Annotated in this window: 3 protein-coding genes and 1 pseudogene; 2 read left to right on the top strand and 2 right to left on the bottom strand. The window is 74.2% G+C overall.

Annotated features, from left to right (window positions below; all coding sequences use genetic code 11):
- A pseudogene (locus B4M60_RS03330) lies at positions 1-671 on the top strand (fumarate reductase/succinate dehydrogenase flavoprotein subunit); the annotation flags it as partial.
- Positions 668-1411: a succinate dehydrogenase/fumarate reductase iron-sulfur subunit gene (locus B4M60_RS03335; RefSeq protein WP_291080267.1), complete on the top strand. Its 744-nt coding sequence runs from the start codon at positions 668-670 to the stop codon at positions 1409-1411. The pseudogene B4M60_RS03330 and the gene B4M60_RS03335, both read left to right, overlap by 4 nt.
- A 21-nt stretch (positions 1412-1432) precedes the next feature.
- Here the strand turns inward: B4M60_RS03335 and smc are convergent, their stop codons facing one another.
- Both smc and B4M60_RS03345 read right to left on the bottom strand, forming a co-directional pair.
- Complete coding sequence (smc, locus tag B4M60_RS03340) at positions 1433-4999, bottom strand: chromosome segregation protein SMC (protein ID WP_291080269.1); 3567 nt, start codon at positions 4997-4999, stop codon at positions 1433-1435.
- A gap of 16 nt (positions 5000-5015) precedes the next feature.
- Positions 5016-5306: an acylphosphatase gene (locus B4M60_RS03345; RefSeq protein ID WP_291080271.1), complete on the bottom strand. Its 291-nt coding sequence runs from the start codon at positions 5304-5306 to the stop codon at positions 5016-5018.
- Positions 5307-5311: the final 5 nt, after the last annotated feature.

Below are 5311 nucleotides of genomic sequence, written 5' to 3' on the forward strand. Positions count from 1 at the left end.
TGTTCGTGGGCGGCGAGTGCGGGTGGGCGTATCACGGCGCCAACCGGCTGGGCGCGAACTCCCTGCTCAGCGCGAGCGTCGACGGGTGGTTCACGCTGCCGTACTCGGTGCCGGCGCACCTGGCCACGCGACTCGGGGACGAGCTACCCGGCGACGACGACGAGGTGGTGGTCTCCGCCGTGCGCCGCGCCCGGGACCGCGTACGGGCCCTGGTGTCGGTGGGCGGATCGACCGGACCGGAGCACTTCCACCGGGAACTCGGGGAGATCCTCTACACCGGGTGCGGCGTCACGCGCACCGCGGAGGGGCTGACCGAGGCGATCGGCCGAATCCGCGCCCTGAGGACCCGCTTCTGGACCGACCTCCGCGTGACCGGGACCGGGGAACACCTCAACCAGGTTCTCGAGCTGGCGGGGCGCGTGGCCGACTACCTGGAACTGGCGGAGCTCATGTGCGTCGACGCCCTCGACCGCGACGAGTCCTGCGGCGCCCATTTCCGGGACGAGCACCAGACCGCCGAGGGAGAGGCGCTGCGCCGGGACGACACCTGGAGCTTCGCCTCCGCGTGGGGCTCCGACGGCGACGACCGCGGCGGCCCACGCACGTTCATCCGACATGCCGAACCGCTCGACTTCTCCGCGGTCGAGCTCACCACGAGGGACTACCGATGAGGCTGACACTGCGCGTCTGGCGCCAGGCCGGGCCCGAGGACGGCGGGCGCTACGAGGTCTACGAGGTCGCCGACGCCGAGCCCGAGATGAGCGTGCTCGAGCTGCTCGACACCCTCAACGGTCGGCTGGTCGACGAGGGCGTGGAGCCGGTGGCCTTCGACTCCGACTGCCGCGAGGGCATCTGCGGGGCGTGCGGGGTGACGGTCGACGGCCGTCCGCACGGCCCCGCCGAGAACACCCCGTCGTGCCACCAGCGGTTGGGGTCCTACTCGGACGGCGACACGCTCCGGATCGAGCCCCTCCGCGCTGCGGTGTTCCCCGTCATCCGCGACCTGGTGGTGGACCGGTCCGCGCTGGACGGGATCGCCGAGGCCGGGGCCCACGTGTGGATTCCCGCGGGCACCGCACCGGACGCCGACGCGATGCTGCAGGACCACGCCACCGCCGAGGCCGCCCTGGACTTCGCCGCCTGCATCGGCTGCGGCGCGTGCGTGGCCGCGTGCCCCAACGGCTCGGCGAACCTCTTCGTGGGCGCCAAACTGCGCCACCTGGCCCTCATGCCGGTCTCCAGTCTCGACCGTGGTCCCCGCGCCAAGGAGATGATCCGCGAGGCCGATCAGGAGTTCGGCCCCTGCTCGCTCTACGGCGAGTGCTCGCGGGTGTGCCCGGCCGGCATCCCGCTCCGCGCGATCGGCGCGGTCAACCGGGAGCGACTGCGCTCGGTGTTCAGGCGCACCTGACCCGGGGTCGGCGGCGGGGGGTCAGCGCATCCGCTGCGAGATGACCTTCGAGATGCCGTCGCCTTGCATGGAGACCCCGTACAGGACGTCGGAGACGTCCATCGTCGGCTTCTGGTGGGTGATCACGATGAGCTGGCTCGTCTCCCGGAGCTGCTCGAACAGCCCGATGAGCCGCCGGAGGTTGGTGTCGTCCAGCGCGGCCTCGACCTCGTCCATGACGTAGAACGGGCTGGGCCGGGCCTTGAAGATCGCCACCAGCATCGCCACCGCGGTCAAGGACTTCTCCCCACCGGACAGCAGCGACAGGCGCTTGACCCTCTTGCCGGGCGGGCGGGCCTCCACCTCGATCCCGGTGGCGAGCATGTCGTGGGGATCGGTGAGGATCAGCCGGCCCTCGCCGCCGGGGAACAGGGTGGAGAAGACGCCGCGGAACTCGCGTTCGACGTCGACCCACGCCTCGGTGAAGATCTGCTCGATCCGCTCGTCCACGTCGTCGATCACGCCCTCGAGGTCGGCGCGGGCCCTCCTCACGTCGTCGAGCTGGGTGGACAGGAACGCGTACCGCTCCTCGAGCGCGGAGAACTCCTCCAACGCGAGGGGGTTGACCTTGCCCAGGGTGGCCAGGTCCTTCCGGGCCAGCGCGAGTCGCCGCTCCTGCTCCGCGCGCACGAACGGCATGGGCGGGGGCGGGGTGACGTCCTCGCCCCGGTCGCGCGCCGCCTCGTACTCCTGCATCTCCAACGCCGACGGCGGCAGCTCGACCTCCGGCCCGTACTCGGCCACGAGCACCTCGGGCTCGATCCCGTGCCGCTCCACCACCGCGGCCTCCAGCTCGGACACCTTGACCTCGAGCTGCGCGCGGACGATCTCGTCGCGGTGGGCGGCGTCTGTCAACCGGGTGACCTCCGCGTCCGCCGCCGACAGCCCGCCGCGCAGGGAGGCCAGTCGGGTGGTGGCCTCCGACCGGGCGGCGGACAACCGCTCTCGCTCGGCCCCCGCCGAGCCGATCACCTCGTCGAGGCGGGACAGCAGCCGCACGCTCAGCTCGTCCACCACGCCGGCGACCTCCGCGCCGCGACGGCGGGCCGCGGCCGCCCGGGCGGCCCGGGCCCTCGACTCCCGCTCCGCCTGCGCGGCCCGGCGCAGCGACGCCGACCTGCCGCGGACCCCGCCCGCGCGTTCCTCCGCCGACCGGTGTGCGAGCCTGGCCTCGAGCTCGGCGGCCCGGGCCGCGACCACCGCCGCCTGCGCGGCGACCCGACCGTCGTCCGCGGGCAGCGTCGCCTCGTCGTCGTCGTCACCCGCGCGGGCGAGCCGGTCGGTGAGCTCGGCGTGCTCGGCCCGGGAGGCGTCGAGCTTGTCGACGGCGATCCGCCGCGACTGCTCGATGCGCCGCACCTCCGCCTCCGCGCGACGGCGCCGCTTGCCGATGCGCGCGAGCTCGGCGTAGATCTCCTCGATCGCCGCGTCCGACTCCGAGATCGCCGCCAGGGACTCGGAGAAGCGGTCCGCCCGCGCGACGTCCTCGGCCTCAGCCCCGGCCAGCTCGGCCCGGGTGGTCTCGATCTCCGCGCGCACGGCCTGCCGCTCGGCGACCGCGGCGTCGATCGCGGACTGGATCTCCAGGCCCGTCCGCCCGGCGGCCGACCCACCGACGGTCCAGCCCGCACCCGCGAGCTCGCCGCCCCGGGTCACGGCGCGGACACGCCGGTCGGCCTCGACCTGGGCGTGGGCGGCGGCGAGGTCGTCCACCACCACGACGTCCACCAGCAGGGCGGTGACCGCCGCGACGAGGTCGCCGGGAACCCTGACCACGTCCAGCGCCCAGCGCGCCCCCGTGAGCAGGTCCACGTCGAGGCGGTAGCCCCCGCCGGCGAGCCCGCTCCCCACCAGACCGGCACGTCCGGCATCGGCGTCCCGCAGGGCCTCCAGGACGGAGCGTCGGTCCACACCCGCGTCGACGACCACGGCGTCCACGGCCGGCCCGAGGGCCACGCCCACCGCGCGCTCCCAGCCGCGCTCGACGCCGACGAGCTCACCGACGGTCCCCGCCACGGAATCCGGACCGACGTGGCGGACCACCCAGTCGACACCGTCGCCGGCGCCCTTGTTCTGCTCGAGCGTCTCGATCCGGGCGGCGAGGCTGGCGATCCGGTGATCCGCCTCGCGCTCGATGCCCTGGAGCTCCGCCAGTCGGGCGCGCGCGGCGAGGTGCGCCCGCTCCGCACGGCCCAGGTGCTCGTCGAGGCTCTGCTCGCCCTCCGCGTGCGCCCCGACCCGGGCGTGGACGGCGTCGAACTCGGCCTCCGCGTCCGCCACCGCTCCGCGGGCGTTCTCCGCCTCCGCGTCCAGGCGGGCGATCTCGGCCTGGGTCGACTCCACGCGGGCCGCGAGGGTCTCCACCTTGCCCGCCAGCCGGGCGACCCCCTCGCGGCGGTCGGCGATCGCGCGCACGGCCTTGAGGTGCTCCGCCTCGAGCCCGGCGAGCGTCTCCTCCGCTCTTCTCAGTGCCTCGGTGGCCCGGCGGGCCGCGTCCGCGGCGCTCTCGACCTCGGCGGCGAGCTCCTGTTCGTGCGCCGCGGCCCGCTCGGCCTGGCGGTCCAGCTCGTCGGGGTCGGTGCCGTGGTGGACGGCCGTCTCCGAGGCGAGGGTCCGCGCCCGATCCGCCGCGATCCGCGCGGTCGCGCGGGCCCGCTCGGCCAGGGTCGACAGCGCGAACCACCGCTGCTGGGCCGCGTCCGCCTCGGGCGTCAGCCGGTCGAGCCCGGCCTGGGTGTCGGCCACGGCCCGGGCCAGCTCGTCGCGGCGATCGACGGCCGCGGCCACCTCCCCGGCCAGCCTCGAGCGCACGCTCTCGGCGTCGGCGAGTTCGCCGCGCCGGGTCACCAGGTCGTCGGCGGCCAGCCGGAAGGTCGCATCCCGCAGGTCGGCCTGGATCGTCTGCGCGCGCCGCGCCACCTCGGCCTGCCGTCCCAGCGGCTTGAGCTGACGGCGCAGCTCCCCGGTGAGGTCGCTCAGCCGGTCGAGGTTGCCCTGCATCCCGGCGAGCTTGCGCTGCGCCTTCTCCTTACGACGGCGGTGCTTGAGGATGCCCGCGGCCTCCTCGATGAAGGCCCGGCGCTCCTCGGGCTTGGACTCGAGGATCTCCGCGAGCTTGCCCTGGCCCACGATCACGTGCATCTCCCGGCCGATACCGGAGTCCGAGAGGAGTTCCTGCACGTCCATCAGGCGGGCGCGGTCGCCGTTGATCTCGTATTCGGTCGCACCGTCGCGGAACATCCGCCGTGTCAGCGACACCTCGGCGTAGTCGATCGGCAGCGCGCCGTCGGAGTTGTCCAGGGTGAGCGTGACCTCCGCGCGGCCGAGCGGCGCCTTGCCGGTGGTGCCGGCAAAGATGACGTCCTGCATCTTGCCGCCGCGCAGCGTCTTGGCGCTGTGCTCGCCCATGACCCAGGTCAGAGCGTCCACGACGTTGGACTTGCCCGAGCCGTTCGGTCCGACCACGCAACAGATCCCGGGTTCGAACCTCAGGGTCGTGGGCGCCGCGAAGGACTTGAAGCCCTTGAGCGTCAGCGACTTGAGGTACACGGGTGTCGATCCTAGGTCAGCGCTCCCCGAATCCGTCGAGGCCGCCCCGGGCGGGCTCCCAGGAGTCCACGACCAGATCCACCCGTCCCGGGGTGTCCCCGCCGCGGAGGAGGCCCACCAGGGCCCTGCACCCGTCCTCCGGCCCCTCGGCCACCACGTGGACGCGTCCGTCGGGCTTGTTGGTGGCGTGCCCGGTCAGTCCCAGTTCGAGCGCGCGGCTCCGGGTCCACCAGCGGAAGCCGACGCCCTGGACCCGGCCGTGCACCCAGGCCACCACCCGGACGGGACCCGGGCCCGGACCGCTCACGCCGT

It is taken from the genome of Dietzia sp. UBA5065, from assembly GCA_002415925.1.
Classification (GTDB): domain Bacteria; phylum Actinomycetota; class Actinomycetes; order Mycobacteriales; family Mycobacteriaceae; genus Dietzia.

Bases quoted from the DNA above. Each gene is read 5' to 3' on its own strand.
- B4M60_RS03335 (WP_291080267.1), top strand. From the start codon at position 668: ATGAGGCTGACACTGCGCGTCTGGCGCCAGGCCGGGCCCGAGGACGGC.